Source organism: Tenacibaculum litoreum, from assembly GCF_964513915.1.
In the GTDB taxonomy this organism is placed as follows: Bacteria; Bacteroidota; Bacteroidia; order Flavobacteriales; family Flavobacteriaceae; genus Polaribacter; species Polaribacter litoreum.
In genome coordinates this window covers 240,120-266,373 of record NZ_CAZEQS010000003.1, presented here as the reverse complement: position 1 = coordinate 266,373, position 26,254 = coordinate 240,120, and the positions used below count along the sequence as shown (strand labels likewise).

Below are 26,254 nucleotides of genomic sequence, written 5' to 3'. Positions count from 1 at the left end.
TTATTAAAAAATAAGTGGCTTTTTTATAAACTAAACTAGCTTTTTCGCTTTTTTAACTTTTTGCTTGGTAAGCGCTATATCGATTACCTCACTCATATCCGTTACATAATGGAATGTTAACCCTTTTAAGTAACTTTCTTTTATTTCTTCTATATCCTTTTTATTATCAGCACACAAAATAATTTCTTTAATGTTTGCTCGTTTTGCTGCTAATATTTTTTCTTTAATTCCACCAACTGGAAGTACCTTTCCGCGTAGCGTTATCTCTCCAGTCATGGCTAATTTATTTTTCACTTTACGCTGTGTAAATACAGAAACCAAAGAAGTTAACATAGTAATACCTGCACTTGGACCATCTTTAGGTGTAGCCCCTTCTGGTACGTGAATGTGTACATCATACTTATCTAATACTTCAGGATTAATTCCAAATTCTTCAGCATTAGATTTTATATATTTCATTGCAATTGTTGAAGACTCTTTCATCACGGTACCTAAATTACCTGTAATTGAAAGGTTCCCTTTCCCTTTAGAAATTATGGATTCTATAAATAAAATATCTCCTCCAACGCTTGTCCAAGCTAATCCTGTAACAACACCTGCAACATCGTTATTCTCGTACTTATCACGTTCTAAACGTGCAGGTCCTAAAATAGTTTCTATATCTTCATTTGTCAGAACAACATTGTACTCTTCTTCCATCGCAATAGACTTTGCGGCAAAACGAACTACTTTTGCTACTTGTTTTTCTAAACCACGAACTCCAGACTCTCTAGTGTATCCTTCAACTATTTTTTCTATCTGTTTTTTACCTACAGTTAAATGTTCTTTTGATAATCCGTGCTCTTTTAATTGCTTTGGAAACAAGTATTTTTTAGCTATCTCCACCTTCTCTTCTATAGTGTATCCTGTTACATTAATAACTTCCATACGATCACGTAATGCCCATGGAATTTGATTAATGTTGTTAGCTGTAGCTATAAATAATACTTTAGAAAGATCATACCCTACTTCTAAATAATTATCATAAAAAGCTGTATTTTGTTCTGGATCTAATACTTCTAACATTGCTGAAGAAGGATCTCCTTGGTGGCTTTGACTTAACTTGTCTATTTCATCTAATACAAATACAGGATTTGAAGTTCCAGCCTTTTTAATATTTTGGATTAAACGACCAGGCATCGCTCCAATATAGGTTTTACGGTGTCCTCTAATTTCAGCTTCATCACGTAAACCACCTAAAGACATACGTACGTACTTACGTCCTAATGCTTCAGCTACCGATTTACCCAACGATGTTTTACCTACTCCTGGAGGTCCGTATAAACAAATAATTGGCGACTTCATATCACCACGTAATTTTAAAACAGCTAAATGCTCTAAAATACGCTCTTTTACTTTCTCTAATCCAAAATGATCTCTATCTAAGATTTTTTGAGCTCTTTTTAAGTCAAACTTATCTTTTGAATACTCTCCCCAAGGTAACTCCAACATTAACTCTAAGTAGTTACGTTGTACGCCATATTCCGCCATTTGAGGGTTCATACGTCTTAAACGACTTAACTCTTTCTCAAAAGCTTCTCCAACTTCTTTATTCCATTTCTTAGACTTAGCCTTAGTACGCATTTCATCTAGCTCTTGCTCATGAGAAACACCACCTAATTCATCTTGAATGGTTTTTAATTGTTGGTTTAAGTAATATTCACGTTGTTGTTTATCTAAATCAGAACGTGTTTTAGATTGAATATCGTTACGTAATTGTAACTTTTGAAGCTCTTTATCTAAATTCTTTAACGTTAATAACGCACGTTCTTTTAAATTATCCTTCTCTAACAACACCTGCTTTTGCGATACACTTAACTCCATGTTTGATGAAATAAAATTCACCAAAAACGAACTTGATTGAATGTTTTTTATCGCAAAAGATGCTTCCGAAGGTAACATTGGGTTTTCTTTAATTACCTCTAACGCTAAATCTTTAATCGAATCGATAATTGCATCAAACTCTTTTTGATCGTCAATTTCTCGCTCATCAACAGCTTCTTTTACTTTTGCTTTTAAATAAGGTTCTTCTTGCGTTATTTCCTCAATTTCAAAACGCTTTTTACCTTGGATAATTACAGTTGTGTTACCATCAGGCATTTTTAACACACGTAATATTTGTGCTACTACACCTGTTTGATAAATATCATCAATTCCTGGATCTTCAACTTCACTATCCTTTTGTGCTACTACACCTACAACTTTATCTCCTTTGTTAGCATCTTTGATTAACTGAATAGACTTATCTCTACCTGCTGTAATTGGAATTACAACTCCAGGAAATAAAACTGTATTACGCAATGGAAGGATTGGCAACTCTTCAGGAATACTCTCTCTATTTATTAATTCTTCATCTTCTGGTGTTAATAATGGGATTAATTCAGAATCTTCATTAAAAACATCTTGAAGCGACAAATTGTCTAAATGTAATATTTTTGATTTACTCATATCTTATTTATTCTGTCATAGTGGCACTTTTCATCTTTTCATTGAAAGAAAACCACTTTTTTAAAATCATAATTCACTGATAAACAAAAGAATACACACACTCTAATATCTATCGTACTAACTATAATTCAATTCTTATGCCAACAAAAGCTATAAATAACTTAATTTGTAACTTATTTAGTTCTAAGTCGTCTTATTAATATCTTATTTCAACATAAAACTAACCAAAAATGAAATTCAAATTTTTAATTCTTTCACTTATCCTATTATTAACCAGCTGTGCTTCAAAAACAAATTCTCCAGAGTTTATTGAAAAAGCAGCAGGACGCTATTATTTTAACGCCGATGAGATTATAGAAGTTACTTTTAATGAAGACAATAAACTACTTATAAAATGGCGTAATCAAAATTTAGAGCCTTTAAAAGTGAATGATTCTTCTTTTTATGTTAGAGAGTTGAATGAGAAACTAATTTTTAATACTTCTGAAGACAAGATTGAGCTAGCTGAAAAGCGTGAGCATGAAGGAGAAAAGTATGTTTTTAAAAAACTAAAAAAAGGAGAAAAAACTCCTAGTGAACATTTGGCTGACGGAAATTTTGAAGCCGCATTAAAAGGTTACAAATCTATAAAAGAAAAGGATAGCTTAAACCCAGTTATTAGAGAACGTAATTTGAATAGATTAGGATATCAATATCTTAGAAAAGATGAGTTTGAAAACGCTATTAATGTTTTTAAAATTAATATTGAATTGTATCCTAACAGCTCAAATACTTATGATAGTACCGCTGATGCTTATGCTAAAATGAAAGACACTGTTAAAGCAATTGAATACTATAAAAAAGCACTAGCTATTAACCCTGAAAATAGAAGTTCTAAACGAAACTTAGAGAAACTAACTTCAAAAAGTGAAGAATAATATGGAAAAGTTAAAATACCCAATTGGTAAACCTGAGATTCCAAACAATATTTCTTCTGAAGATATTGATAAATGGATTGAAACCATAGAATATTTTCCAAGAAAACTTAATGAATTAGTTTCTAATTTATCTGAAGAACAATTAGATACACCATATAGAAAAGGAGGTTGGACAATCAGACAAGTAATTCATCATTGTGCAGACAGTCATCATAACTCCTACACACGTTTTAAATGGGCTCTTACGGAAGATAAACCAGTTATAAAAGCTTATTTTGAAGACCGTTGGGCAGAACTATTCGACTCTAAAAAAGCTCCTATACAACTTTCTTTAGATACACTAAAGGCATTACATACTAAATGGGTTTACTTCTTAAAAGGTTTAACTGAAGAAGACTTAAACAAATCGTTTATCCATCCTGACGGAAACGAAGAAGTCGGTTTAAAAGAAAATATTGGTATTTATGCTTGGCATTGCAACCACCATTATGCACATATTGAACAATTGCTAATCAGAAAGAATTGGCTATAAAATAGTAGTACCTTTATTTTCCATATATGATAGAAATGCCTTTGTTATTTTTTTAAAATAATGGAGAGCATTTTAAATCTTTGATGCGCTTCAATTGTACTTACTGTGTTTCCTGGTATAATCATAGAATCCCCATTTTGTAAATTAGTAAATACTTCATCTACCAATACTTCTGCTGATCCTTCTATAACTTGAATAAATGTTAAAAAAGGAGTTGGCTCTGGCTTATATACTTTACCATAATCCAAAGCTAATACTATAATATCGTTTGTTTCTTCGTATGATATATGTTCTATTACTATAGTGTTCGAAACATAATGTAACTTATCTTTTATATTATAACTTATCAACTTTTTAAATTCATCATTTCTCATATAATATAAAGGTTAAAATTAAGTCATAAGTTACGCTGAAATGATCAATTATTTATTACATAAAACCTACTTTAAATTACATATATCACAGATTTTTATACAAAAAAAATCGTTTTGAGCTAAAACGATTCTTTTATTAATGATTATTATAAAAACTAGTTTTAAAGAGTAGCTTGGTAGTTAGCCTTTAAAATACCTATTACCTCACCACGATCCTTATGTAGTTTAGTTTCTAGTCTTTTAAATAAATCTACTTCTCTTCCTGATTCAAATTTCACATCTTCTTCTGTTAATTTAGGATACTTAACCTTTAATGCTTTAGACTGTTTACCCCAATCTCCACTAAATTTAAAAAACTCATTTGTTTTTCTCTGTTCTCCTTTGTTTTCGGTTTCCATGATTACATAATTTAAAATAATGCTGAATTACATTTATACAAAGATGATTCTAAATAACACCTAATCTATTACATAATCAAAACAAAACATTACATAAATCACAGGTTTTCAAGGTTTTTACTCCTTTTTTTTCCTGTCTTTTTAAAATAAGAAGGAGAATGTCCTGTTATTTTTTTAAACTGATTAGATAAATGAGCCACACTACTGTAGTGCAATCTGTAAGAAATCTCAGTAAGATTTAACTCATCATAAAGTATAAGTTCCTTGGCTTTTTCTATTTTATGTTTTATAATAAAATGCTGAATTGTAATCCCCTTAACCTCTGAGAACAAGTTGGATAAATATGTATAATCATAACCTAATTTTTCACTAATAAAATCAGAGTAATTTACCTTAGGTACTTCCTCTGAATAGTGTATCATATTAATAATTGTGTTTTTTATTTTATCTATGAGAATACTTTTTTTATTATCTAATAACTCCAAGCCAGAAACTGCTAAATTAGATTTTAACTGTTTTTTTTGTTTATTAGTAAGTTTCTCTTGAGTTTCAACTAAACCAAGTTCTATATTGATATAATGTAGCCCAAGCTTTTGCAACTCTTGTTTAACCATTAGTTTGCATCTTAAACTCACCATATATTTCACATATAGTTTCATTGTGATTCGTTAGTAAATACTTGACTTTTGTTAAAGGTACATCATAAATAACTAGACAGGAATAATAATAACTAATATTTATCCTGTTTTTTTATAAAAGCCTTAACTATAACAAAATCAACAGAGCAATACCAACAAAGACCACAATTTGTGCCCATTTTAGATACGCTCCTATCTTATTGTGCTGTTTGATGTAATCAGAAATTTTTCCTGCCAAAATAGCTATTGACGAAAATATTAAGAAAGATGTAATGATAAACAAACCTCCCAAAACATAAAATTGAATTACGTTTGACAAGCTGTCAGAAAACAAAAACTGTGGAAAAAAAGCCAAAAAGAAAATTGTAACCTTCGGATTCAACACATTCATCCAGAAACCTGTTTTGAATAATTGTATTGTTGATTTTTTCTGAACATTCTCTGTTGAAAATGCAATTTTTGCGTCACTTTTATATACTTGATATGCTAAATACAGTAAATATCCTGCTCCAAATAATTTAATAATAAAAAACAAATTCGGGTTCTGTTTGATGATTTCAGATACTCCAAAGGCCACTAAAGTTGTATGAATTATACATCCAGTCATTAAACCTGCAACAGTAGCTAATCCATATTTTTTACCATTAACAATACTTTGTGTCAATACAAAAATATTATCAGGCCCTGGTGAAATAGCTAAAGTAGCCGTAGCTAGTACAAAAGAAATGAGGGTTTCTAGCATAAATTAACTTTCAGCTAAAATAGCTTTATTGATTCTTTTTACCAAGCTTGGTCCTTCATAAATGAAACCTGTATAAATCTGAACTAAATCTGCACCTGCTTTTAGCTTTTCTAAAGCATCTTTTTCTGAATGGACACCTCCTACTCCAATTATAGGAAATGCTTTATTAGAATTATCCGTTAAGTACTTAATTACTCTTGTGCTTCTATCTTTAACCGGTTGTCCACTTACACCACCATTGCCTATTTCTTGTAAACGTTCTTTAGAAGCTTTTAAATTATCTCTATTTACCGATGTATTTGATGCTATAACTCCATCAATTTTAGTTTCAGCAACCAACTCAATAATTTCATCTAATTGTTGATTGTTTAAGTCTGGAGCAATTTTTAATAAGATAGGTTTTTGTTGTTCTTCTGCATTATTTAATTTTTGAACTTCAGTAATTAGTTCCTTTAAATAATCAGCATCTTCTAATTTTGCATGGCTAGATACATTCGGACAACTTACATTCAACACAAAATAGTCTACATACGGGTGTAGTCCTTTAAAACATGTTACATAGTCTTCTGTATAATTTTCAGGAGCTGTACTCGTATTCTTACCAATATTTCCTCCGATAATAATTTTTCCTTTATTCTTTTTTAATTGCTCAATCGCTGCTTCCAACCCTTCATTATTAAACCCCATTCGGTTAATAATTCCTTTATCATCTTTTAAACGGAATAAACGTTTTTTAGGATTTCCTGCTTGCCCTTTTGGTGTTACAGTGCCAATCTCAACAAAACCAAATCCAAAATTAGCCAATTCATTATACAGCACTGCATTTTTATCAAACCCTGCTGCTAGCCCTACAGGGTTTTTAAAGGTTAATCCAAATAAATTGCGTTCTAATTTTTTATCATTTACTTGATACATTCCTCTAAAAACAGAAGACATTCCTGGTATTTTCGATAAAAACTTTACTAATGAAAATGTAAAATGGTGAATCTTTTCAGGATCAAAAAGGAAAAAAATTGGGCGAATCAGTAATTTATACATTAGTTTATTTTAATTATTGTTCTTTATTAAATATAAAAAAAGCTCCAAAAATGGAGCTTCTGAATTATCGTAATACAGCATCTAAATTCTTTTCGAATGTTTGCTGTAGTTTCTGCATTATTTTGTCTATTTGCTTGTCTGCTAATGTTTTGTTTTCATCTTGTAATACAAAGCTTACTGCATACGACTTTTTACCTTCTGGTAATTTGTCTCCTTCATACACATCAAACAAATCTACTTCTTTTAAAAGCTTTCTTTCTGATTGGAATGCTAAGTTATAAATTTCTTTGAATTCAACTTTATTATCAAGTAACAAGGCTAAATCACGTTTTACTGCAGGAAACTTAGGTAAATCAGCAACTTTTATTTTTTTCTTCCCTACTAAATCTAAAATATTCTGCCAGTTAAAGTCTGCAAACAATACCTCTTGTTTTATTGAAAACTCTTTTAAAATCGCTCTTTTAACAACTCCTAACTCTACTAACTTAGTTTTTCCTAAACTTAACGTAATTCCTTCAGAAAATACATCTGATTTTGTTGGAATAGTTTTTAATTTATCAATTCCTAAACGACTTAGCAATGCTGTTACAGTCCCTTTAACATAAAAGAAATCTGATGTCTGTGTAGCTACCTTCCAGCTATCTTGTGTTTTATTACCTGTAACAAATAACGTTAAATGCTTATCTTCTTGGTATCCGCTTTCATACTTATGATACGTCTTACCAAACTCGTAAAACTTTAATGAGTTGTTCTTTCTATTAATATTGTATGCAACAGACTCTAAACCACTAAATAGTAACGATTGACGCATTACTTTTAAGTCGTTACTTAACGGATTCAACATTTCTACGTTAAAATCAGCGTTTAAGTTATCAGATAGTTCAATATAATCTGCCTTTGTTAATGAGTTAGCCATGGTTTCATTAAACCCTAACGATGTTAACTGATCTGCTACAATGTTTTCAATTTTTACGTTTTTATCACTATCAAAAGAAATAGACGTATTTAATTTGTGAGAAAACTCTACATTATTATACCCGTAAACACGCAAGATCTCTTCTATAATATCTGCCTCACGTTGTACATCTACTCTGTAAGAAGGTACTACTAAACCTAAACCTGCTTCTGTAACACTATTAATTTTAATATCTAATGAAGCTAAAATCTTTTTAATAGTTTCTTTAGGTATTTCTTGACCTATTAATTTATAAGCATTTTCAAATGATAAAAACACTTCAAAATCTTCAAGCTTTACAGGATAAAAATCTAAAATATCTGATGACATTTTTCCACCAGCATACTCTTCAATTAATAAAGCAGCACGCTTTAAAGCATATTTTGTAGTGTTAACGTCAATCCCTCTCTCAAAACGGAAAGAAGCATCTGTATTTAATCCGTGACGTTTTGCTGTTTTTCGAACAGATACAGGGTTAAAATAAGCACTCTCTAAGAAAATAGATGTTGTATGCTCTGTAACTCCTGATTTTGCTCCTCCAAACACACCTCCAATACATAATGGATTATCATCAGCATCACAAATCATAATATCTTCAGAAGATAATTCTCTCTCTACATCATCTAACGTAGTAAACTTAGTTCCTTCTTCTAAAGTTTTAACTACCACTTTACCTCCTCTAATTTTAGAAGCATCAAAAGCGTGTAATGGTTGTCCTAATTCATGTAGTACATAGTTTGTAATATCTACAATATTATTTTTAGGTGTTAATCCAATTGCCTTTAATCTATTTTGAATCCATTCTGGTGATTCTTTTACTTCCACATCAGTAATGGTTATACCACAATAACGAGGCGCTAAATCTTTATCTTCTACTTCAATATCAATTTTGTGAGTACGCTCATCAACATGGAAATCTGAAACAGATGGAGAAATCAATTCTATACTAGTTCCTTGCTGAATTAATCCAGCTCTTAAATCGCGTGCAACACCATAATGACTCATAGCATCTGCACGGTTTGGTGTTAAACCAATTTCAAAAACATGATCTGTTTCAATATTAAAAACCTCTGAACAAGGAGTACCAGGAACTAAACTCTCATCTAAAACCATAATACCGTCATGACTTTGTCCTAAACCTAATTCGTCTTCGGCACAAATCATTCCATGACTCTCCTCTCCTCTTATCTTTCCTTTTTTAATTTTAAAACCTTCTCCTTTATCATCATACAACATTGTACCAACAGTAGCCACAGGAACTTTTTGTCCTGCTGCAACATTTGGTGCTCCACATACAATTTGTACAGGGGTACCATTTCCTAAATCAACAGTAGTGACCTTTAACTTGTCTGCATTAGCATGCTTTTCACAAGTTATAACCTCTCCTACTACAACTCCTTTTAGGCTTCCTTTAATACTCTCTACAGTTTCTATTCCTTCAACTTCAAGACCTAAATCAGTTAATAACTCGCCTGTTTTCTCTGCCTCCCAGTCTGTCTGTAAAAATTGTTGTAACCAATTGTATGATATCTTCATAATCAATCTCTAATTTTAGCGTGCAAATTTACGCAAAATAAAGGAAAAACTATAAACTAGTTATCTACAAAAGATACAGAACTGATTATTAACCTTTTGGTAACATTGGAAAATTATATTTTTTATTGATTTGTAACGAGTTAACAAAATTTTAACATTTTAAGAAAAATATTATGAAACATAAATTACTCTTCTTCTTTTTGGTAGCTTCGCTATCAGTTTTTTCACAAATCCCTTCATATTACAACGATGTAAATTTGAATTTATCTGGTTCTGCATTAAAAAATGAACTTGCCACCAAGATTATTAATACACACACAACAAACTTGTCATACACGCCTGGTGTGTGGAATGCGCTAAAACAAACTGATTTAAATCCTAACGACCCTAGTAAGGTTTTATTAATTTATGGGTATAATGATACTGATGGAAATTATGTTACCGATAGAACTAGAGATAAAGATGCTAATGGTGGTACAGCAGGTACTCAATGGAACAGAGAACATGTGTACCCTAAGTCATTAGGAAATCCTAATTTAGGTACTTCAGGTCCGGGTGCAGATGCACATCATTTAAGAGCTGCTGATATTTCTTTCAATTCACAAAGAAGTAGTAAAAAGTTTGCTAATGGTTCTGGTAATGCCGGTGATGTTTCAGGTGGTTGGTACCCTGGAGATGAATGGAAAGGTGATGTTGCACGTATGATGATGTACATGTATTTACGCTATGGAAACCAATGTTTACCAACTGGTGTTGGTACAGGATCAACTATGGCCTCTGATTCTAATATGCTTGCTTTATTTATTCAATGGAATGTAGACGATCCAGTATCTGACTTTGAAAAACAACGTAATCCTATTTTAGAAGGAATTCAAGGAAATCGTAATCCATTTATTGACAACCCTGCTTTTGCTACTGAGATTTGGGGAGGACCTCAAGCTGAAGATTTATTTGGAAGTGGCAGCGGATCGGATACACAAGCTCCTACTGCTCCATCTAACTTAGCTGCTTCAAATATTACAGAAACTACAGTTGATTTAACTTGGTCTGCATCTACTGACAATGTTGGTATATCAGGATACGATGTATATAATGGAGCTTCGAAAATCGCTACTATAACAACAACTTCATATAACGTTATAGGCTTAACAGCAGCTACTAATTATACTTTTTCTGTAAAAGCTAAAGATGCAGCAGGTAATCAATCTACTTCTAGTAATTCAGTTTCTGTTACGACTAACACAAGTTCAGGTGGAGGCAATGGAACTGCTACAGATTTATTAATTTCTGAATATGTAGAAGGTTCATCAAATAATAAAGCTATTGAAATTGCTAATTTCACTGGAGCTACTATAAACCTATCAGGGTATTCATTAAAGAAAGCTGCCAATGGTGGTGGATGGACCAATACACTAACTTTAAGCGGTCAATTAACAAATGGTGATGTTTATGTTATAGCTAATAGCAGTGCTTCTAGTACCATACTTAATAAAGCTAACAGAACAGATACTGGTGTAATTTCTTTTAACGGAAACGATGCTGTTGGTTTATTCAAAGGAAGTACACTTATTGATTTAATTGGAGATCCTAACAGCTCTTCAACTTTTGCACAAGACAAAACAATGCAAAGAAAATCTTCTGTTGCATCTCCTAACAGTTCTTATACAACTTCTGAATGGAATATATTAGCAAAAGATACATTTAGCGGCTTGGGAAACCACAACATTGATGGTGCAACTTCTACTCCAGACACAACTGCTCCATCTACACCTACTAATGTTGCTGCTTCGAATATTACACAAACTTCTGTTAATTTAAGCTGGACTGCTTCAACTGATAATATTGGTGTTACAGGATACGAAGTTTATCAAGGAAGTTCTAAAATAGCAACTGTTACTACTACCAATTATTCTGTAAGTGGATTAACAGCCTCTACAAGTTATACTTTTTCTGTAAAAGCTAAGGATGCTGCTAATAATGTTTCTTCTTCAAGTAATACAGTAAATGTAACAACATTAACAAATACCGTTTCTTACTGTAGTTCTAAAGGAAATAATGCAAATTATGAATGGATTGATAATGTTGCTATTGGAGGAATTTCAAATACTACTGGTGCCAATGGTGGATATACAAACTTTACTTCTTTAACTGGAAACTTACCTTACGGAAGCAACACTATTATAGTAAGTGCAGGATTTTCTAGTTCTTCATACACAGAATATTGGAAAGTTTGGATTGATTTTAACCAAAACGGAACTTTTGAATCTTCTGAAGAAGTTGTAAGTGGTTCCTCTTCTAGTTCAGGTAATTTATCGTATAATTTTTCTGTACCTACCTCTGCTTTATCAGGTACTACAAGAATGCGTGTATCAATGAAATGGAACGCAGCTCCATCTGCTTGTGAAACATTCTCTTATGGTGAAGTTGAAGATTACACCGTTAACATAGGTAGCAGCTCAAAAGGTTTAGGATACAAAAACATCTCTATTGATGGGAAATTAGGAAATGAAGCTTCTATTTTTGATGCTAGTATTTCTCCAAACCCTAGTGTTGATTTCATTAAAATTAAATTAGCAGATGACAGAAATGCTACTTTTAAAATTACAACCTTAACGGGACAACAAATTTTAACAGGAAAAGTTAATCATAACAACCTTGACGTTTCAAACCTACATAACGGAATCTATATTCTTGAAGTAAACGACGGTCAAAAATCATTTACAAAAAAAATCATCAAGAAATAATTTATAGTTATACAATACAAAAGGCTTCCAATTTAGGAAGCCTTTTTATTTTTTATGATATTTAAGAGTTAAACCTCAATCGTAGTTTTTGATTCTTTTGAAGAAAACACATGGGTATACAACCACATAAGAGTAAATGTTGGTACAACATCTAGCCCTGGCATTGCTTCTTCAATAAAAGCAATAGCTCCTGCTATTTTCCCTTTGTTTCCTTTATACATTTTTGTCATGATATACGCTGATGCTGGTGCCCATACAATATCTGACAACTCTCCAAGTCCAGGTATTAAATAAGATACATACCCTATAGCGTCAAACAACAAACTTAATGCTAGTTTTTGATACTTTTTTTCTTTATTCATTTAGTATTAAATTAATTCCACACTCAACAAATCAAAATTCAAGCCAAAATTTATAACTTTTATCTTGTAAATTGATAAGTTTGTTCTAAAATACTAAAAACGAATGACTTTTTCTGATTTTATCAATCAAATAGAAAGATTGCAGCAAAAGCAACTAGGTGGTTTAACATCTCAATTTAAGTTAGCTCCAAAATTAAGAACACGGTTTTCAGAAGAATTAATACTAAGTAAAAATCCAAGAAAAGCAGCCGTCTTAGCATTATTTTACCCTGACAATAATAATCAAACTCGATTTTTACTGACTGAAAGAGCTAGTTATAATGGAGCACATTCATCACAAATTAGCTTTCCTGGTGGTAAGTTTGATAAAGAAGATTACAACCTACAAACAACTGCTTTACGTGAAACTTATGAAGAAGTTGGAGTGCACTATAAGTCTATCGAAATAATACGACAAACTTCTGACGCGTACATTCCTCCTAGTAATTTTTTAGTAGCTCCATTTATTGGTATTTCAGAAAAAACACCTCGCTTTACTCCAAATGAAGAAGTTGCTAAAATTATCGAAGTTTTATTAGCTGACTTGTTAGACGATTCTAACTTAACTTCAGTAGAAATGGAAACATCATACATGAAAAATATTAAGGTACCATGCTTTAAATTAAACGATTACATTGTATGGGGTGCAACTGCCATGATGCTTTCAGAAATTAAAGATTTATTTAAATAGTTTTTTTTATACTTTTCTTTTGTAATTTAGCATTTACACTAATAAAACCTAATTATAAAAATGCCTTTATTTAAAAGGAATCCTTTTGGACATATATTGTTCATTAAAAGATTTTTAATACAAGTTCTCGGAGTTATTTCTCACGGACGTTACCGTAAGTTTAATGACCTGCAAATAGAGGGAATGGATGTTTTAAGAAGTCTCCCCAACGAAAAAGTACTATTTATTTCTAACCACCAAACTTACTTTGCCGATGTAGCAGCAATGTTTCATGTATTTAATGCTGCTTTAAAAGGTAGAGACGACAATATTAGAAACGTAGGTTATTTATGGAAACCTAAACTGAACATTTATTATGTTGCCGCAGGTGAAACCATGCGTTCTGGATTACTTCCTAAAATCTTTGCTTATGTAGGCTCTGTTTCGGTTGAAAGAACATGGAGAAATGCTGGTAAAAATGTTAACAGACAAGTAAAGATGTCTGACATTTCTAATATAGGTAAAGCTTTAGACGATGGCTGGGTAATTACCTTCCCACAGGGTACAACTACCCCTTTTAAACCTATTCGTCGCGGTACAGCTCATATTATTAAAACCTTTAAACCTATTGTAGTTCCAATAGTTATTGACGGATTCAGACGCTCTTTTGATAAAAAAGGGTTGATGATAAAAAAACGCAACGTACTACAATCTATGGTTATTAAAGAACCTTTAGAAATTGATTACGAAAATGAAGATGTAGCAAGCATTGTTGAAAAAATTGAGTATGCAATAGAGCAACATCCATCTTTTTTAAAGGTATTAACACCAAAACAACTTCAGGAACAAGAAGAGTTTATTGAAAAAAGACGTTTTTGGGGAGCTGACAAACCTAAAGAAAAAGAGAAAAAAGATTAACAATATTAAAATTAACGTTTAAGTTATGGCTGATAAATCTATTTTAAATAAAAAGTCATTAGATTTTTTAGAAAAATATTTAAATAATGCTGCTCCTACTGGATATGAATGGGAAGGGCAAAAAATATGGATGGACTATTTAAAACCTTATGTTGATGAGTTCATTACCGATACTTACGGTTCTGCTGTTGGAGTTATAAATCCTGATGCTAAATACAAAGTAGTTATTGAAGGACATGCTGATGAAATTTCTTGGTATGTAAACTATATTTCTGATGATGGTTTAATTTATGTAATCCGTAATGGAGGAAGTGATCATCAAATAGCTCCAAGTAAGATTGTAAACATTCATACCAAAAATGGTATTGTAAAAGGTGTTTTTGGATGGCCAGCAATTCATACGCGTAATAAAGCCAAAGAAGAAGCTCCAAAACCAGACAATATTTTTATCGATTGTGGTTGTAGCACTAAAGAGGAGGTTGAAAAGTTAGGAGTACATGTTGGTTGTGTTATTACCTATCCAGACGAATTCCATATTTTGAATGGAAATAAATTTGTTTGTCGTGCATTAGACAACCGTATGGGTGGATTCATGATTGCTGAAGTTGCTCGTTTATTACACGAAAACAAGAAGAAATTACCTTTCGGATTATACATTACAAACTCTGTTCAAGAAGAAATAGGTTTACGCGGTGCAGAAATGATTACTCAAACCATTAAACCTAACGTAGCTATTGTTACCGACGTAACACACGATACTACAACTCCTATGATCGACAAGAAAAAAGAAGGTCATTTAGAGTTAGGTAAAGGTCCTGTAGTTGCCTATGCCCCTGCTGTACAACAAAAGTTACGAGATTTAATTATCGATACTGCTGAAGCTAACAAAATTCCTTTCCAACGTTCTGCATTGTCTAGAGCTACAGGAACCGATACTGATGCTTTTGCATACAGCAATGGCGGAGTAGCTTCTGCTTTAATTTCATTGCCTTTACGTTATATGCACACTACGGTTGAAATGGTGCATCGTGAAGATGTTGAAAATGTAATTAAAATGATTTACGAAAGTTTATTGAAAATTGAAGAAGGAGAAAATTTCTCTTATTTCAAATAATATAAATAATCAAACGTCATTACGAACTAAGTGAAGTAATCTTAATTTAGGTAAGATTGCTAATCAAACTTCATCGTAATGACGTTTTTTTCAATATACCCCATGGATGAGCTTATAGACATTGTTGACGAAAACGGAAACTACACAGGAAAGACTTGTTTAAAATCTGAGGCTCATAAACATGGTTACTTCCACCCTACTATTCATGTTTGGTTGTATACTTCCGATCAACAAATACTACTTCAAAAAAGAGCACTAACCAAAAAAGTATTTCCTGGTCTTTGGGATATTTCGGTTGCAGGTCACATAGCTGCTGGAGAAGATGTAATAACAGGAGCTCTTAGAGAAGTAAAAGAAGAAATTGGTTTTAACATTCTTCCTGAAAACTTACATAAAATTGGTACTCGAAAACATATGGTAAACCATTCAAACGGAATTATTGATAATGAATTTCATCATGTATTTATAGCTGAATTAACAATGCCTGTTAAAGAATTAACACTTCAAGAAGAAGAAGTAGCAGATTTAAAATTATTTAGCTTAGAAACAATACTACATACCAAGAACCACAAAAATCTATTACTTCCTCAATATCAAGACTATTATTCTTTTGTATATAGTCAAATTCTAAAAAAACTTAGTATATTATAGTACCTAATTTCATTAAAAATGAAAAAGTTACTATTCTGTTTACTTATTTGTATACTTCAGTCTTGTGCCTCTAAACAATATTTAAAAAAGCATGGTTTCTCTAATGATATTAAGAGGATTGTAGAAAAAACATATACCATAGAAAACAATCAAAAAAAACTACTTCAAACCAAAACCCTAAACTTAACTAAAAACGGACGCGTAAAAACATCAAAAACTCTTGATAACTTAGGTACTATTATTGAAGAAACTGAAAAGCGTCTTTGGTTTGAAAAACGTTCTTACCCTAACAAGCTTCCTTTTTATTGTAAAACTCGTTGGAAACCAAAACAACGAGAACGTATTAGCTGTTATACTCAAAAACAGTACAAGCAAAATGAAATCATTGTGTATTATACTCAAAATGGATTGATTGATAAAATAGTAGATAATTTTTCAACGTTTTACACACATCAATATAAATATACTAATAATGAACTTACCAGAATAGTTGTTACAGATAAAGACAGCAATCTTGTAGATACAATCAAAGTTGAATGCCTCTCTAAAGACAACAAAGGAAATTGCCTTAAGCAGAAGAAAGAATCTACAAGCTCTGATTCTATTTACATTACATTTTTTACGTTCACTTATTAAAACAACTCCTAAAAACTTAAAACTAGATGGAGTGATTTTAAGCTTAATTAGCTATATTTAAGACAAATAATCTCTCTCTATGTTAACAAAACAAGAAAAATCTGCGTTAAGAAATAGGTTGTTTCGTCATTTAGATGGAATTGTAACTTGTCCAGCAGCATATATCTTACACGAAAAAGGAATCACTAATTACTTATTAAAGAAGAAATCTACTAGTTTAAATGAAATAACTTCCGAGTTTAACGCTAATGACGGTTATTTAAATGTGGCTTTAAGAACATTGTGTTCTCAAGGCTGGTTAACACAACATGTTGATAATACACAAAATACTGTTCAGTTTGAAATAAACGAAGCTTCAGCTATAGCATTTTCTTATTTTCATTTATATAAAGAAGCTTTTTTATTGTTGAAATTTTCAGAAAATTATAGCGCTCGAAAATTTGAAATTGAACCTTTTGAGAAGCTTGAAAACCTTTATAAAAACTTTACAAACAACTTCGGAATTAAAACTCCATCAACTTCTGAAGAAAAAGAAATTTTAATACAAATTCTTACACACATTGAAGGAATTATTGTTGGTCCAACAACAGTTTTATTAGGAATGAGCGGTATGTTTCATAAATACTTTATGCAAACTAAATTTAGTCCAGATGAATTTCATAAAGATGCTGATAATTTTGGCCGACTACTCAATTTATTAACTAATTTAGGATGGTTTTCAAAAACCAACGATTCCTATGAATTTACTGATGAAGGCTTGTTTTTTGCTCGTAGAGCTAGTGCTTATGGAGTTACCGTATCCTACATTCCGACTCTTAGAAAGTTAGATAAACTTATTTTCGGAAATCCTGATATTTTTAGAACTTCCGATATTGGAAATGACGAGATTCATGTAGATAGAGAAATGAACGTTTGGGGAAGCGGTGGTGCACATTCAACCTATTTTAAAGTAATTGATGAGATTATCATCAATCTATTTAACAAACCTATCAATGAACAGCCTAAAGGTATTTTAGATGTTGGCTGTGGTAATGGTGCGTTTTTAAAACATTTATTTAATGTGATCGAAAACCAAACCAAAAGGGGTACTATGTTGGAAGATTACCCACTTTTATTAATAGGTGTCGATTATAACGAAGCTGCATTAAAAATAACTCGTAAAAACCTAGTTCAAGCCGATATTTGGGCAAAAGTGATTTGGGGAGATATTGGAAATCCGAAAGCATTATCAGAAGATTTACAAGATAAATATGGAATCAATCTTTCAGACTTATTGAATGTTCGCACCTTTTTAGATCACAACAGAATTTGGCAGGAGCCCGCACCTAATGATGATTTAACTATTACCAATTCAACTGGAGCTTATGCATATAGAGGAAAACGCTTAAACAACAACCTAGTGGTCGAGTCTTTAAAACAACATTTTACCAAGTGGAAACCGTATATCAGTAAGTTTGGTTTGTTACTTATTGAATTACACACATCAAGACCAGAATCGGTTGCTAAAAACTTAGGAAAAACAGCTGCTACCGCCTATGATGCTACGCATGGTTATTCTGATCAATACATTATTGAGCTGGATGAATACATGAATGCTATGGAAGCTATTGGGTTGACTTATGATAAAAATACGTTTAAGAAGTTCCCAAACTCGGAATTGGCAACGGTTTCTATAAATCTTTTTAAATAGCAATATAGAACCATTTGATTCTAGACTCTCTCGAAACAACACATAGATAATTAAGTGTTAGAAATTAATAAACTTTTAACAAACACAAAACACTTCTTTCTTCTGCTTCGCTTTACCTTCGCGTAAAAAAGCTATGCCTCAACTTATTTTACTTTAACCATTAATAGTAACCTTACTTTTAATAGCTATAGTTATTTTTAGTTTTAAAAATAGGTAGGTAATAGCCTTTTATTTTTCTTTTAACTTCTCCCTTAAGTTCTTCACTTTTTATTAAAAGATTGATTGCAGAAAAATAATTACAAATACAAAAAATTTAAAACATGAAATTAAAAGAAATCTTTATTATTATTCTTAGCCTAGTCCTTATTATTTCTTGCTCTAGTAATGATGACACTCCAAATTCGGGAGGCCATGATGGTGGTACTACACCTCCTAACGAATCTGTAAAAATTACAAAAATGAATTCTTTTACAGAGTTTCCTCTAAAATCAATAGATTTTGAAAATGAAAAAACCGGGTATATTGTTGCTTCAAAAACAAGCAATAGTATAACTGCTTCTGAAGTTTTTAAAACCCTAGATGGAGGAAAAACGTGGGAACGAGTATTTAATAGCTCATTCTATATAGAAAAGATTAAAGTTCTAAAACCTAATTTAATAGTAGCTTTAGGTTTAAGTGGCGAAATTGTTATTTCAAAAGATTCGGGTAAAACTTGGAACACCAATACCGTTTTAACTAAAAAAGGAATTACCTTAAAAGATCTTACGTATAATATTCATGATGAAATTTACATCGTTGGATATAAAGAAGCTATCAAAAAAGGAGTTATTTTCTTATCTTGGAATGAAGGAGAATTATGGAATGAATACATAGGAAGCGATGAATTTCAAAAAATGATGGAAAATAACATGCTTGGTAGTGTAGACTATATTAAAGAAACTGGTTATATGGTTATTGGTGGTGGTTTAAATGATAAGGGAACTCTTGTAACACAATACAAAAGTAAATATGAGCTAATGGAAACCAAACAAAATATACGTTATGAAGATATTGCTTGTAAAGATGGGATAGTTATGGCTATTGGTAGCAATGGCATTGTAAATGCAGAAAATGAACGAGGTGGAATTTATGGTACTTATTCATCATACGATTGGCAAACTTTTGATTATAATAACAATAACCGTTTAACAGCTATAGCATTAGGTACCGGAAGATCGAAAAACATAATAGTTGTTGGTCGTAATAAATCAAATAATTTAGCAGACGGTGAATTTATGACTTTTTCAAAAGACTATGGTGATCATTGGAAACGTATTAACCATGAATTTGTTACTGCCGCTTGGAATGATGTTGAAGCACTAAACGAAAACACTTTTATGGCTATTGGTTATAAAGGTTTACTAGTTAAAATAGTAATTGAATAATTAAAAATATTTTACTTAAAACAAAAGAAACTAGGTTAAAACCTAGCTTCTTTTGTTTTTTGTTTGACACAATTTTATTTTTCGTTAATCACCGTATTTTCTTTTACAGATAATAAATTCGCAAATAACTTATAAGCCCCAGAAACTCCTGCCGGAAGCTCTCTAAAAAAGCTTAATCCTGTGTATATATAGTTTCCTTTACCGTATTTAGCAATTAACAAACTTCCTTTTTTCGAAGACTCTCCTTTATCGTGCATAGATAATATTGGAGTGTACTCTTTACTCCATTTGTTCGGAAAGTACAATCCGCGTTCTTGTACCCATCCTTCAAAATCAGCTTCCGTAATTTTGTTTGGATAATTTAAAATAGAATGATCTTTTGCTAAGAATGTTACGCTTGCATTTTCATCCGTAACTCTATCACGAGACAACTGTAAATCATATGGAGCTTGTACATCTACTCTTCTGTTTGTATTGTACTGTACAATTACATTTCCTCCATTTTTTACATACTCTAACAAGTATTTTTGCTTAAACTGTAACTCTTTTATAGTGTTATATGCTCTAATACCAACAACAACCGCATCAAATTGCTCTAAATTGCCATTAATCTCATTTACATTCAATTCTGTTACCTCGTAACCAATTTGTTGCAAGCTTTCAGGAATTGCGTCACCAGAACCTTGTATATATCCTATTTTAGTACCGTTCTTTTTAATATCCATACGTACTACTTTTGCTTGTGATGGTAGTAATACTGATTGTTTAGGAATATGACTATAATTAATTTCTATTAATTCTTTATCATAAGTTTTGCCGTTAATCTTTGCTATTGCTTTTAAAACTCCTTCTGATTCATTTTGTGTTGGAGTAACCATAAAATCAATCAATTGAATATCTCCCTTTTGATCGATAGAAAATTTTGCTTCGTTTGGAGTAACTTTCCACCCTTTTGGTGCTTTTAAAGCAACTGTTCCATTTGTGTTTTTTGCACCTGAGCGGACTTCTACAGTCACTTTTTGAGATTTTTCTGAAGAAAAAACAAGCACTTTATTCAATAGCTTTGTTGTTACTTTAGGCAACACTTCGAAAGGCTCATATATTTCTCCTTTATCTCTTTTTGAATATCTATGTACCACTGGTTTTACAAAAGAAATTGATACATCTTCAATCATTAAATCAAATTGTACTTGAATTGGTCTTGGTGTTTCTGGTTTTCCTCTTAATTGCTGACTTTCTACTGTGTACATTCCCAAACTCCAAGGCTTTTGTAACCAATAAGGTGATGAAAATGGTATTTCAGGTATAGAAATTGTTTCTGTAAACGTTTTCTTTTCGTTATTCGCTAAATCTAAGTCTTTTATTATTTTTTTATTCTCTGGAAGTACCTTTATCGAAGATAACTCCATTGAAACTCCACTTCTATTTAACACTTCAAAATCAATATTCACTGAACTATTTGGTGTTGCACTAGAACTTTCTGCTGAAGCTTCTAGATACAAACCTGCACAAGCTTCAATAATTTCTTTTAATTCTTTGGTTTTAATATTCTTCCAGTGTTCATCTTTTAATTTTTGAACTTTTTGATATGCTTTTAACAAATCTGGAAGGTGTTTTGACGGATTTACAAAATCAAAATTTTGTTCAACATCATATAAAATATCTCCTATTTCTCCTCCACCTTCTACTCTATTCCATGTGGTATTTATTCCTGAAAAAATATCTTTCTTGTCTTTAGGAAATTCTCCTTTTAAAAACTCTACATATTCTGTTTGAGTTCCTCTAGTAGTTAATCTACCAAATCCTTGGCATAAATGCTGGCTACTTGCTATTGCTGCTAGTTCATTATTTGACAAGCCCTTTAAAGGATAATAAGTTCCTATATCAAAGTTTAACATTTTACTTTTGTCTGCTTTTTCAAAAGCTTCTTGACTTCCATAAAACCACCAAGAAGTATTAAAAAATAATCTATTTGGCTTCCAAGTACCTGTATGTTGTAGTTGCTCTGGATATTTTGATTTATCATTCGCTAAATCAAATGCTTCAACACTTAACATTGCCGAAGATGTATGATGTCCATGTGTAGTTCCTGGAGTTCTATGATTAAATCGATTGATTATTACATCTGGTTTGAAAGTACGAATTGCCCAAACTACATCGGCTAATACTTTATCTTTATCCCAAATTTCTAAAGTTTCATCTGGATGTTTTGAGTACCCAAAATCGTTTGCTCTAGAAAAGCGCTGTTCTCCTCCATCTACTCCTCTTGCTGCTAACAGCTCCTGAGTACGAATAACTCCCAAAAGCTCACGCATTTCAGGACCTATTAAATTTTGACCTCCATCTCCACGTGTTAACGATAAATATCCTGTTCTTGCTTTTTCGTGATTAGATAAATAGGCTATTAATCGTGTATTTTCATCATCAGGGTGTGCTGCTATATACAATGCAGAACCTAGAAAGTTTAATTTTTGAACTTTCTCGTAAATCTGATTTGAAGTAAGTTTTTTTGGTTTTTGTGCGCTTATTGTTAGTGAAATCAATAAAAAAGATAGTAATAAAAGTACTTTTTTGTGCATTTTTAATAGTTTGAGTAATACACAAATGTAACTTTTTTAACTAAAGTATTAAGTACATTAACAAAATGCTAACATTTCTATTAAAGAGAGTAAAAACTGTTTCTTCAATAGAAAAAATATAAATCTATTTCCTAATCTAAAAAGTACTCGTCTTTAAAACCTATTAAATACAATTTTTCCTGTGCACGAGTAACAGCCGTATATAACCATCTTAAATATTCTACTGAAGCTCCGTCTGGTAAGTATGGTTGTTCTATAAAAACAGTTTTCCATTGCCCCCCTTGAGATTTATGACAGGTCATTGCGTACGAGAACTTTACCTGAAGTGCGTTGAAATACTTATTTTTCTTTACTCCCATAAATTGCTTATACTTCGATTTTTCATGTGCAAAATCTTCTTTTACCGCCTCATACAAACGATTTGACTCTTCATAGGTTAGTGACGGACTTTCACTAGCAAGTGTATCTAACAACAATACTGTTTCAAAAGGTTTCATATCAGGATAATCAATCATACGAACTTCTACTTCGGCAAACTTAAATCCGTATAATTCTTTAATTGAATTGATACGCATTACTTCACAAATATCTCCATTTGCGATAAAACCAGCAGACGAAGAATCTTTTAACCAATAGTAGTTGTTCTTGACAACCATAACGTAATCACCTGTAGAAATCTCGTTTTCTTGTCCGCGAATTTTAGTTCTAATCTGTTGGTTGTACTGATTTGCTCGCTTATTTGAACGTACTATAATAGCAGTATCTTCTACACCTATTTCTCCATCATAAGCAGTTGTTATAGCATCTTGAATATCATAACCGTCTTGTAGACGAATAATATCTGGATAATTTACATCAAACTGAAAATGTGTTGAATCGTTCTGAATTAATAAGCGTAAATCGGTTGCATTGGCTAAAATTCCTGATCCTTCTTCTTGTCGAACCACTTCGTCTAACTCAATTTCGGTAACTTCTTTATTAAATTCAAACGAAAGTTTGTCAGCTTCTAAAGCTGGACTCATTGTTAATTTTACAGGTGGCAACTGTGCAGTATCTCCAATAAAAATAATTTTACAATTTTTTCCTGAGTATACATACGAGATTAAATCATCAAGTAAAGAACCATTTTCAAATAGTTTAGCGTTCTGCTTTTCATCAGAAATCATAGAAGCTTCATCCACTATAAAAAGTGTATCAGTATGCTTATTAGGTTGCATTACAAAGTTTACAGCTCCACTACTTTGTTTTTTTGGAAAGTATATTTTTTTATGAATTGTAAATGCCTGTCGGTTAGAATATCCTGAAATCACCTTAGCTGCACGCCCTGTAGGTGCTAACAAAACTGCTTTTTGACCTATCTTCCATAAATTATGTACAACAGTACTTATTATGGTTGTTTTTCCTGTTCCTGCATATCCTTTTAATAAAAATAAAGCACGATTATCATCTGAAAAAATAAAGTCTGTTAGGACATCTAATAACTCATTTTGCTTTTCTGTAGGAGTGTATGGAAACTTTTGTAGTATTTCTTTATAAAATTTCGAAGCAGTTTGTATCATATTTCAAATAATATTCAAAGATAAGTCTATTTATAAATAATTATTTTCATCATTGAAAAAAAATTGTAGATTTGCGAATATCATACATTAAAAATTAAAAAAATGAGTTTATTATTAATGATTTTAGCAGCTGTTGTAGTTGCAGTTCTTTTAGCATTACTTGTTGTTAAGTTTGTTCCTCTAAAAATGAGATGGTTAGTCTCTATATTATTATTAGGAGCAACTGTCTTTTTAGTATATAAAATTTATAATGGTGTTATGGAGCCTATCAATTTTAACAAAGACAAGAGAGTACGTTATGCTAAAGTTATTAAGAATTTAAAGTTGATTCGAGACGCTGAAGTAAAATATAAAGAAGTTTACGGAACATATACTAACAATAAAGATACTTTACTTACCTTTATTAAAAATGGTCAATTAGCTATTACTGAAACTAAAAATGTTGAAAAAACTGTTGAATTAGGTGGTGGTATTACTAAAGATATATCTGTTAAAGTTGTTGACACTGTAGGGTACGAGCCTGTTTTAAAATATTTTGAAGGTAAAGAGTATGCTACTATGTTTGATGTTCCTGGTACAGAAGAAAAATTTGAATTAGCTACAGGTAGAGTTGAGAAAGTTGCTGGTTTAGAAGTTCCTGTTTTTGAAGCTAAAGTTTCTAAGAAACCTATCTTAAAAGGAATGAACCCTTCTTTAATAAAACAAGAATTAGAAGCTATTGAAACAGATCAAATTAAAGGTGAATTTGTTTCTGTTGGTTCTTTAACTGAAGTAACTGTAGGTGGTAACTGGCCTCCTTATTACGATAAAGGTGAAGCAATTGCAAAAAAAGAGTAAAAAAAATAGCGCTTTTGCGCAGCATAAAAGTCTATCCATCCAATTTAGTTTGGATGGATTTTCTTTTTGTATCTCTAACTCAGATACAAAAGAAACTCTTCTTTTTACTGAATATACCTTTACTAGTTCTATAGCTTCTCCTGAACTGTTACTAGATAAAATCATCCGTATTTTTGATACTGACAAAGACTTACAGCAAGACTTTACATCTGTTTTTGCTATTCACCAAAACAATTTAGCTACATTAGTTCCTAACAAACTTTTTGATAGAAACAATCTAGTTCCTTATTTAAAGTATGATGTAAAAACACTAAAAACAGATTTTATTACTTACGATTTACATAATGTAATAGCTGCTAATACAGTTTACATACCTTATGTAAACATTAACAACTATCTTTTTCAAAATTTTGGAGAATTTGAATACAAACATCATTCAACAGTTTTAATTGACAAACTGCTCAATTACTCTGAAAATGATTCTGAAGAACAGTTTTTTGTATATGTTTCTTCTTCTCATTTAGATATTGTTGTTTGTAAAGAAGGGAAACTATTATTTTATAACTCATTTTCATATAATACAAAAGAAGATTTTATATATTATATTCTTTTCACTGCTGAACAATTACAAATGGATCCAAATTCTTTCCAATTGACTTTTATTGGTGATATTGAAAAAGAATCTGATATATACTCTATTACTTACACATACATTCGAAATATTCACTTTATGAACCCTATAAATAGTTTTTTTGCTGATAGTGAAGACTTTTCGAATCATTCTAATTTTATACTTATAGCCTAATGCGAATTATTTCTGGAAAATATAAAAGTAAAAGAATTGTAGCTCCCAAAAACTTACCTGTACGACCTACAACTGATATGGCAAAGGAGTCTTTATTTAATATTTTAAATAACTTCTATTACTTTGATAACATCTCGGTACTAGATTTATTTTCTGGAACAGGAAATATAAGTTACGAGTTTGCCTCACGAGGTACTGAAACTATTTATGCTGTTGATGCTCATTATGCTTGTATAAAATTCATTAATCAGACAGCTAAAGATTTAGGCATGTCTATTAACAGTTATAAGAGTGATGTATATAAGTTTTTAGAAAAAACACCTCTTAAAACGGATGTTATTTTTGCTGATCCTCCTTATGACTTTGAGGAAGGTCAGTTTTTAAAAATAGCTGATATAATTTTTAATCGTAATTTATTAAATGATGATGGTCTTTTAATAATTGAGCACTCTAAACACACAGATTTATCTAAACATCCTTTTTATAGCTACGAAAAACGTTACGGAGGTAATGTTTTTAGCTTTTTTGAAGTTACTGAGAGCGATAGTAGTGATGAAGAAGAATAAAAAAGAAAGAAAAGAGATTGTATAATTCAATACTTCTCTCTTT

The 26,254-nt window shown here is 31.3% G+C and carries 23 protein-coding genes; 13 read left to right on the top strand and 10 right to left on the bottom strand.

The window, feature by feature from the left end; all coding sequences use genetic code 11:
• Window positions 1–30 precede the first annotated feature (30 nt).
• On the bottom strand, window positions 31–2,487 hold the full coding sequence (lon, locus tag ACKTTR_RS07245; protein ID WP_408027208.1) for an endopeptidase La: 2,457 nt from the start codon (window positions 2,485–2,487) through the stop codon (window positions 31–33).
• A 230-nt stretch (window positions 2,488–2,717) separates the two neighbouring features.
• Here lon and ACKTTR_RS07240 point away from each other — a divergent pair, with 230 nt between their 5' ends.
• Together ACKTTR_RS07240 and ACKTTR_RS07235 are read left to right on the top strand one after the other, a co-directional pair.
• Window positions 2,718–3,404 carry a tetratricopeptide repeat protein gene (locus tag ACKTTR_RS07240; protein ID WP_408027207.1) on the top strand — a complete coding sequence of 229 codons (687 nt, stop codon included), beginning with the start codon at window positions 2,718–2,720 and terminating at the stop codon, window positions 3,402–3,404.
• Window position 3,405: 1 nt separating this feature from the next.
• The gene (locus ACKTTR_RS07235; protein ID WP_408027206.1) at window positions 3,406–3,936 is read left to right on the top strand and encodes a YfiT family bacillithiol transferase; all 531 of its coding nucleotides are present in this window, start codon (window positions 3,406–3,408) and stop codon (window positions 3,934–3,936) included.
• Between the two features lie 44 nt (window positions 3,937–3,980).
• Here the strand turns inward: ACKTTR_RS07235 and ACKTTR_RS07230 are convergent, their stop codons facing one another.
• The 6 genes from ACKTTR_RS07230 to pheT all read right to left on the bottom strand — a co-directional run bounded on the left by ACKTTR_RS07230 (window position 3,981) and on the right by pheT (window position 9,617).
• Window positions 3,981–4,310, bottom strand: coding sequence for a cupin domain-containing protein (locus ACKTTR_RS07230; protein ID WP_408027205.1), 330 nt, complete (start codon window positions 4,308–4,310; stop codon window positions 3,981–3,983).
• A 161-nt stretch (window positions 4,311–4,471) separates the two neighbouring features.
• Entirely contained in the window at window positions 4,472–4,708 is a 237-nt protein-coding gene (locus tag ACKTTR_RS07225; RefSeq protein ID WP_408027204.1) for a hypothetical protein, read from the bottom strand.
• A gap of 98 nt (window positions 4,709–4,806) precedes the next feature.
• Window positions 4,807–5,367, bottom strand: coding sequence for a helix-turn-helix domain-containing protein (locus ACKTTR_RS07220; protein ID WP_408027203.1), 561 nt, complete (start codon window positions 5,365–5,367; stop codon window positions 4,807–4,809).
• A gap of 106 nt (window positions 5,368–5,473) precedes the next feature.
• Window positions 5,474–6,088: a LysE family translocator gene (locus tag ACKTTR_RS07215; RefSeq protein ID WP_408027202.1), complete on the bottom strand. Its 615-nt coding sequence runs from the start codon at window positions 6,086–6,088 to the stop codon at window positions 5,474–5,476.
• A 3-nt stretch (window positions 6,089–6,091) separates the two neighbouring features.
• Window positions 6,092–7,126 carry a quinone-dependent dihydroorotate dehydrogenase gene (locus ACKTTR_RS07210; protein ID WP_408027201.1) on the bottom strand — a complete coding sequence of 345 codons (1,035 nt, stop codon included), beginning with the start codon at window positions 7,124–7,126 and terminating at the stop codon, window positions 6,092–6,094.
• Between the two features lie 64 nt (window positions 7,127–7,190).
• Window positions 7,191–9,617: a phenylalanine--tRNA ligase subunit beta gene (gene pheT / locus ACKTTR_RS07205; protein WP_408027200.1), complete on the bottom strand. Its 2,427-nt coding sequence runs from the start codon at window positions 9,615–9,617 to the stop codon at window positions 7,191–7,193.
• A gap of 173 nt (window positions 9,618–9,790) precedes the next feature.
• Here pheT and ACKTTR_RS07200 point away from each other — a divergent pair, with 173 nt between their 5' ends.
• Window positions 9,791–12,361, top strand: coding sequence for an endonuclease (locus ACKTTR_RS07200; RefSeq protein WP_408027199.1), 2,571 nt, complete (start codon window positions 9,791–9,793; stop codon window positions 12,359–12,361).
• A 68-nt stretch (window positions 12,362–12,429) separates the two neighbouring features.
• Here ACKTTR_RS07200 and ACKTTR_RS07195 read toward each other — a convergent pair whose 3' ends face one another.
• Complete coding sequence (locus ACKTTR_RS07195) at window positions 12,430–12,723, bottom strand: hypothetical protein (protein ID WP_408027198.1); 294 nt, start codon at window positions 12,721–12,723, stop codon at window positions 12,430–12,432.
• A 103-nt stretch (window positions 12,724–12,826) separates the two neighbouring features.
• On the opposite strand from ACKTTR_RS07195, the gene ACKTTR_RS07190 reads away from it, so the two are divergent.
• The 7 genes from ACKTTR_RS07190 to ACKTTR_RS07160 all read left to right on the top strand — a co-directional run bounded on the left by ACKTTR_RS07190 (window position 12,827) and on the right by ACKTTR_RS07160 (window position 19,865).
• Complete coding sequence (locus ACKTTR_RS07190) at window positions 12,827–13,453, top strand: NUDIX hydrolase (RefSeq protein ID WP_408027197.1); 627 nt, start codon at window positions 12,827–12,829, stop codon at window positions 13,451–13,453.
• Window positions 13,454–13,513: 60 nt separating this feature from the next.
• Complete coding sequence (locus ACKTTR_RS07185) at window positions 13,514–14,350, top strand: lysophospholipid acyltransferase family protein (RefSeq protein ID WP_408027196.1); 837 nt, start codon at window positions 13,514–13,516, stop codon at window positions 14,348–14,350.
• A 25-nt stretch (window positions 14,351–14,375) separates the two neighbouring features.
• Window positions 14,376–15,464, top strand: coding sequence for a M42 family metallopeptidase (locus tag ACKTTR_RS07180; protein ID WP_408027195.1), 1,089 nt, complete (start codon window positions 14,376–14,378; stop codon window positions 15,462–15,464).
• 78 nt (window positions 15,465–15,542) lie between these two features.
• Complete coding sequence (locus tag ACKTTR_RS07175) at window positions 15,543–16,115, top strand: NUDIX hydrolase (RefSeq protein ID WP_408027194.1); 573 nt, start codon at window positions 15,543–15,545, stop codon at window positions 16,113–16,115.
• A gap of 18 nt (window positions 16,116–16,133) precedes the next feature.
• On the top strand, window positions 16,134–16,751 hold the full coding sequence (locus ACKTTR_RS07170) for a hypothetical protein (RefSeq protein ID WP_408027193.1): 618 nt from the start codon (window positions 16,134–16,136) through the stop codon (window positions 16,749–16,751).
• A 79-nt stretch (window positions 16,752–16,830) separates the two neighbouring features.
• The gene (locus tag ACKTTR_RS07165; RefSeq protein ID WP_408027192.1) at window positions 16,831–18,441 is read left to right on the top strand and encodes a class I SAM-dependent methyltransferase; all 1,611 of its coding nucleotides are present in this window, start codon (window positions 16,831–16,833) and stop codon (window positions 18,439–18,441) included.
• A gap of 320 nt (window positions 18,442–18,761) precedes the next feature.
• Window positions 18,762–19,865: a WD40/YVTN/BNR-like repeat-containing protein gene (locus ACKTTR_RS07160; RefSeq protein ID WP_408027191.1), complete on the top strand. Its 1,104-nt coding sequence runs from the start codon at window positions 18,762–18,764 to the stop codon at window positions 19,863–19,865.
• A gap of 74 nt (window positions 19,866–19,939) precedes the next feature.
• Here ACKTTR_RS07160 and ACKTTR_RS07155 read toward each other — a convergent pair whose 3' ends face one another.
• Window positions 19,940–22,444 carry a PIG-L family deacetylase gene (locus ACKTTR_RS07155; protein ID WP_408027190.1) on the bottom strand — a complete coding sequence of 835 codons (2,505 nt, stop codon included), beginning with the start codon at window positions 22,442–22,444 and terminating at the stop codon, window positions 19,940–19,942.
• Between the two features lie 131 nt (window positions 22,445–22,575).
• Window positions 22,576–24,003, bottom strand: a complete 1,428-nt coding sequence (locus ACKTTR_RS07150) for an ATP-dependent DNA helicase (protein WP_408027189.1) — start codon at window positions 24,001–24,003, stop codon at window positions 22,576–22,578.
• A gap of 102 nt (window positions 24,004–24,105) precedes the next feature.
• Between ACKTTR_RS07150 and ACKTTR_RS07145 the strand changes: the two genes are divergently transcribed.
• Genes ACKTTR_RS07145 through ACKTTR_RS07135 form a run of 3 tightly spaced genes read left to right on the top strand, consistent with a single transcriptional unit; the run spans window position 24,106 to window position 26,211 of the window.
• On the top strand, window positions 24,106–24,840 hold the full coding sequence (locus ACKTTR_RS07145) for a hypothetical protein (RefSeq protein ID WP_408027188.1): 735 nt from the start codon (window positions 24,106–24,108) through the stop codon (window positions 24,838–24,840).
• Window positions 24,785–25,645: a DUF3822 family protein gene (locus ACKTTR_RS07140; protein WP_408027187.1), complete on the top strand. Its 861-nt coding sequence runs from the start codon at window positions 24,785–24,787 to the stop codon at window positions 25,643–25,645. The genes ACKTTR_RS07145 and ACKTTR_RS07140 overlap by 56 nt, the downstream gene beginning before the upstream one ends.
• Window positions 25,645–26,211, top strand: coding sequence for an RsmD family RNA methyltransferase (locus ACKTTR_RS07135; RefSeq protein WP_408027186.1), 567 nt, complete (start codon window positions 25,645–25,647; stop codon window positions 26,209–26,211). The genes ACKTTR_RS07140 and ACKTTR_RS07135 overlap by 1 nt, the downstream gene beginning before the upstream one ends.
• Window positions 26,212–26,254 lie beyond the last annotated feature (43 nt).

Excerpts from the sequence above, each read along its gene's own strand:
- ACKTTR_RS07145 (WP_408027188.1), top strand. The coding sequence starts at position 24,106 with ATGAGTTTATTATTAATGATTTTAGCAGCTGTTGTAGTTGCAGTTCTT.
- ACKTTR_RS07185 (WP_408027196.1), top strand. The coding sequence starts at position 13,514 with ATGCCTTTATTTAAAAGGAATCCTTTTGGACATATATTGTTCATTAAA.
- ACKTTR_RS07135 (WP_408027186.1), top strand. The coding sequence starts at position 25,645 with ATGCGAATTATTTCTGGAAAATATAAAAGTAAAAGAATTGTAGCTCCC.
- pheT (WP_408027200.1), bottom strand. The coding sequence starts at position 9,617 with ATGAAGATATCATACAATTGGTTACAACAATTTTTACAGACAGACTGG.
- ACKTTR_RS07200 (WP_408027199.1), top strand. The coding sequence starts at position 9,791 with ATGAAACATAAATTACTCTTCTTCTTTTTGGTAGCTTCGCTATCAGTT.
- ACKTTR_RS07170 (WP_408027193.1), top strand. The coding sequence starts at position 16,134 with ATGAAAAAGTTACTATTCTGTTTACTTATTTGTATACTTCAGTCTTGT.
- ACKTTR_RS07230 (WP_408027205.1), bottom strand. The coding sequence starts at position 4,310 with ATGAGAAATGATGAATTTAAAAAGTTGATAAGTTATAATATAAAAGAT.
- ACKTTR_RS07155 (WP_408027190.1), bottom strand. The coding sequence starts at position 22,444 with ATGCACAAAAAAGTACTTTTATTACTATCTTTTTTATTGATTTCACTA.
- ACKTTR_RS07235 (WP_408027206.1), top strand. The coding sequence starts at position 3,406 with ATGGAAAAGTTAAAATACCCAATTGGTAAACCTGAGATTCCAAACAAT.
- ACKTTR_RS07195 (WP_408027198.1), bottom strand. The coding sequence starts at position 12,723 with ATGAATAAAGAAAAAAAGTATCAAAAACTAGCATTAAGTTTGTTGTTT.
- ACKTTR_RS07225 (WP_408027204.1), bottom strand. The coding sequence starts at position 4,708 with ATGGAAACCGAAAACAAAGGAGAACAGAGAAAAACAAATGAGTTTTTT.
- ACKTTR_RS07150 (WP_408027189.1), bottom strand. The coding sequence starts at position 24,003 with ATGATACAAACTGCTTCGAAATTTTATAAAGAAATACTACAAAAGTTT.
- ACKTTR_RS07215 (WP_408027202.1), bottom strand. The coding sequence starts at position 6,088 with ATGCTAGAAACCCTCATTTCTTTTGTACTAGCTACGGCTACTTTAGCT.
- ACKTTR_RS07190 (WP_408027197.1), top strand. The coding sequence starts at position 12,827 with ATGACTTTTTCTGATTTTATCAATCAAATAGAAAGATTGCAGCAAAAG.
- ACKTTR_RS07180 (WP_408027195.1), top strand. The coding sequence starts at position 14,376 with ATGGCTGATAAATCTATTTTAAATAAAAAGTCATTAGATTTTTTAGAA.
- ACKTTR_RS07165 (WP_408027192.1), top strand. The coding sequence starts at position 16,831 with ATGTTAACAAAACAAGAAAAATCTGCGTTAAGAAATAGGTTGTTTCGT.
- lon (WP_408027208.1), bottom strand. The coding sequence starts at position 2,487 with ATGAGTAAATCAAAAATATTACATTTAGACAATTTGTCGCTTCAAGAT.
- ACKTTR_RS07210 (WP_408027201.1), bottom strand. The coding sequence starts at position 7,126 with ATGTATAAATTACTGATTCGCCCAATTTTTTTCCTTTTTGATCCTGAA.
- ACKTTR_RS07240 (WP_408027207.1), top strand. The coding sequence starts at position 2,718 with ATGAAATTCAAATTTTTAATTCTTTCACTTATCCTATTATTAACCAGC.
- ACKTTR_RS07220 (WP_408027203.1), bottom strand. The coding sequence starts at position 5,367 with ATGAAACTATATGTGAAATATATGGTGAGTTTAAGATGCAAACTAATG.
- ACKTTR_RS07175 (WP_408027194.1), top strand. The coding sequence starts at position 15,543 with ATGACGTTTTTTTCAATATACCCCATGGATGAGCTTATAGACATTGTT.
- ACKTTR_RS07160 (WP_408027191.1), top strand. The coding sequence starts at position 18,762 with ATGAAATTAAAAGAAATCTTTATTATTATTCTTAGCCTAGTCCTTATT.